The sequence below is a fragment of the Rhodococcus sp. (in: high G+C Gram-positive bacteria) genome (assembly GCF_049286785.1).
Classification (GTDB): domain Bacteria; phylum Actinomycetota; class Actinomycetes; order Mycobacteriales; family Mycobacteriaceae; genus Rhodococcus_F.
Map to the genome: position 1 here is coordinate 1 of NZ_JBAQEO010000104.1, position 3,092 is coordinate 3,092.

Consider the following 3,092-nt stretch of genomic DNA (forward strand, 5'->3'; position numbering starts at 1 on the left):
GCTTCGTCCCCAGTGCCGAAAGGATCGCTCTTGTCCCGAGGGGCGTTCGGCAACACAGCATTTCGCAACACCATTCCCTCCATGAGGGCAGCCCCGGTGTGAGCGAGGGAGACCCACGCCGACCGGACGTCCCCGCCGTCGGAGAAATCGGTCTTGACTCGCCGACCGAGCACTTTTCCCAGCGCTTCGTAAAAGCCGGCCATACCTTCCGCATAGGCGTTCTCGCTGGCGCGGATGGCTTGTTCCAGACTCTCGCGCAGCCCGCCGTCATAGGAGATCGACGCGGCCTTCGCGACGACGTAGTTCTGCCAGTGCTGCGTTTCGAGGGCGTTCTGGAAGTTCGCGACCACACCGCGCCGACACACCTCGACGAACCATCGCCGACGCACCTCCGGGTCGTCCAGAGAGTCCACGACCGACGAGACGAGGCCGAGGATTTCCCGAAGTGTCTCCGGGTCGTACACGGTGGTCGCGGCCTCGGGTCTCTGCGCCGGCTCGGCGACCGTGCGCGCGGACCAATGTCCCATGACCCAGTCGGCGGTGGGCGGTCGCCGGTATCCCAGTTCGATCAACGCCGACTCGAGCTTGATGAGGTCGATGGCTCCCTCCGGCAGCAAACCCCACCGCGGGGGCTTCACGCTGCGCTGCACCACTTGGCCGGAGTCGTCGCGGACCGTCATGACCGTCTGCATGGGGTCGATGTTCACACACACCTGGAACAGCGCCATACCTGAATCCTGCACCTTCCGGTCCCGGATCGGAAGGATTCGCCCCCGGCTCGGCGAAAGTGCTACGACTCCAGCCAGACGCCGTCGCCTTCCGACGCTCCCACCCGAGTGCCGAACGGCCGGGACGACTTCGTGAGCACGTCCCGCAGCCAGCACGCGTCCGCGGCCGAGGCGCGCTCGAGCCGCATCCGCCGCGCCCGCACCGGCACCATCCGCATGCCGCACAGTCCACGCGATCCGGAGGCGAACACCGGCAGATACAGCAGACGTAGATCGTCGCGGAATTGTTCGTAGCCGCGGATGCCTTCGTAATCGTTGATGAGGTCGCCGCAGCCGTACAGCACGGGCCTGTCCCGGTAGATCTCCAACGGTCGCGGATGATGCGACGAATGCCCGTGCACCATGTCCACACCACCGTCGACGAGGTAGTGCGCGAAGCGGACCTGCTCGTCCGGCACCGCGTATCCCCAGTTGGACCCCCAGTGCACCGACACCACCACCAGGTCCGCCGGCCCGCGGACCGCATCGATCCGTTCCAGCACGTGGTCTGCGGTTTTCGCCGACAGGTCCGGCAACAAGGCCACTCCGGGGTGGGACGCTGTCGCGCCGGCCGACGAGGCGATCCCGCTCGAGACCGAACCCACCGACCACACCAGCAGCCGCACCGCGCCGGCCTGGACGGCAGCCGGACGCCACGCCTGCGCGTCGTCGCGCCCGGCACCCACCGGCTGCAGCTCCGCGGCGGTGAGGACGTCGACGGTTTCCTCCAGTCCGCGGATCCCGAAGTCGAGCACGTGATTGTTCGCCAGTCCGCACACGTCGATTCGCGCGGCGGTGAGCACTCCGATGTTCTGCGGGTGCATCCGGTAGTGGATGCCCTTACCCGGCGCGTAGTCCCGCGAGGTGGTGACAGAGGTTTCCAGATTGACTATCCGCACATCCGGCGCGGCCTTTTCGAGTACGGACAGCGCGACGCCCCACGGCCACGCGAATCCGACCGGCTTCGGGAAGACGCCGTTCTCCGCCTCCGCCAGCGCGACATAGTCGCGCGCGTCGCGAACGTACGGTTCCCGCAGCTTGGGCCCGCCGGGGTGCGGCAGGATCTGGTCCACGCCCCGGCCGGTCATCACGTCCCCGGCAAGAAACAAGGTCACCGTATCGGCCACACTTCCGACACTACGACGGCGTATCGCCGCGGGCATCACGACCTCGCCGGTCAGCGCGAGCCCGCCGGGCGGGCACGGACGTGCGCCCGCTCGCCCTGCGGACCGAAGAGACTGAGGATCTCCGCAGGCTGCGGCCCCGGGTTGCCGAACCAGTGCGGCACGCGCGTGTCGAATTCCGACACCTCGCCCGGGGTCAGGACCACATCGTGTTCGCCGAGCACCAGCCGCAGTCGGCCGGACAGCACGTACAGCCACTCGTAGCCTTCGTGGACCTGCAGGTTCGGCTCGCCGGACGGGGTGTGCGGCGGGATGATGTGCTTGAACGCCTGGATTCCGCCCGGCCGCCGGTGAGCGGAATGATCGTGGCCGCCCCCCGCTTGATCGGGCGCAGGTGCACTCGTGGATCGCCGGTGGCGGGCGCATCGACGAGTTCGTCCAGCGGCAGTTGATGGGCCCGGGCCAGCAGGAGCAGGAGTTCGAGCGTCGGCCGCCGCCTGCCCGATTCCAGGCGCGACAGTGTGCTTACCGAGATTCCCGTCGCCTCCGACAATTGCGCCAGTGTGGCACCACGCTCCCGCGGATCGCCCGCAGGCGCGGCCCCACCGCATCGAGTACACCGTCGAGTCCCGCCAGTTCGTCCCTCACCCCACCACTTTGCCACGCTGGCAAAAACGCTTGCCATTTTCGTTGCGGTACCCGCCGACGCCAACGGTGCGACCGCGGCGCCTGAGGTCTGGGTGGCGGGCAGCGTGGCCGATCTGCGGACCCAGGTGATCGTCGCGGCCGGAGCGGGACTCACCGCGGCCGCCGCGATGAACACCGACCTGATCGCCGACGACACCGCCCGGGCCGTCGTGGCGCGCCGGGCCGGCCAGGTCAGCTCATCCAGTTAAAGGCTGCGCCAATGCTCGGGAGCGGAGACACCGGGAGATAGGCGTCCTCCAACCTCGCATCCCGCAGATCCGCTCCGAGCAGGTCCGTCGCGGCGAGATCACTCTCCGCAGATCCGCCGCTACCAGGCAGGCACCCCGCAAGTCCCTCCGCACAAACTGCGTGCTCGCAAGTTCTTTCCGGCAAGGTCCGCCCCGGCACGAGACTCGGGTCCAGATGGGCACCGCCGACAAAGTAGGAAGCCCCCAGTTCCTCGCCGATGTCCATGAGAACTCTTCTGACGTGGGAGTGCACGGCCTCCATGTCG

The 3,092-nt window shown here is 68.1% G+C and carries 3 protein-coding genes and 1 pseudogene; 1 reads left to right on the forward strand and 3 read right to left on the reverse strand.

Annotation, left to right across the window (positions count from 1 at the left end; genetic code table 11):
* The 3 genes and pseudogenes from WAW17_RS04040 to WAW17_RS04050 form a co-directional block, all read right to left on the reverse strand.
* Positions 1-728: hypothetical protein (locus WAW17_RS04040; protein WP_422331724.1), on the reverse strand; the 728-nt coding region annotated here is incomplete at its 3' end.
* Positions 729-790: 62 nt separating this feature from the next.
* A complete protein-coding gene (locus WAW17_RS04045; RefSeq protein ID WP_422331725.1) occupies positions 791-1,894 on the reverse strand; it encodes a CapA family protein in 1,104 nt (367 codons plus the stop codon).
* Positions 1,895-1,944: 50 nt separating this feature from the next.
* Positions 1,945-2,527 (reverse strand): annotated as a pseudogene (locus WAW17_RS04050) (helix-turn-helix domain-containing protein).
* 116 nt (positions 2,528-2,643) lie between these two features.
* On the opposite strand from WAW17_RS04050, the gene WAW17_RS04055 reads away from it, so the two are divergent.
* Entirely contained in the window at positions 2,644-2,787 is a 144-nt protein-coding gene (locus tag WAW17_RS04055) for a hypothetical protein (RefSeq protein ID WP_422331726.1), read from the forward strand.
* Positions 2,788-3,092 lie beyond the last annotated feature (305 nt).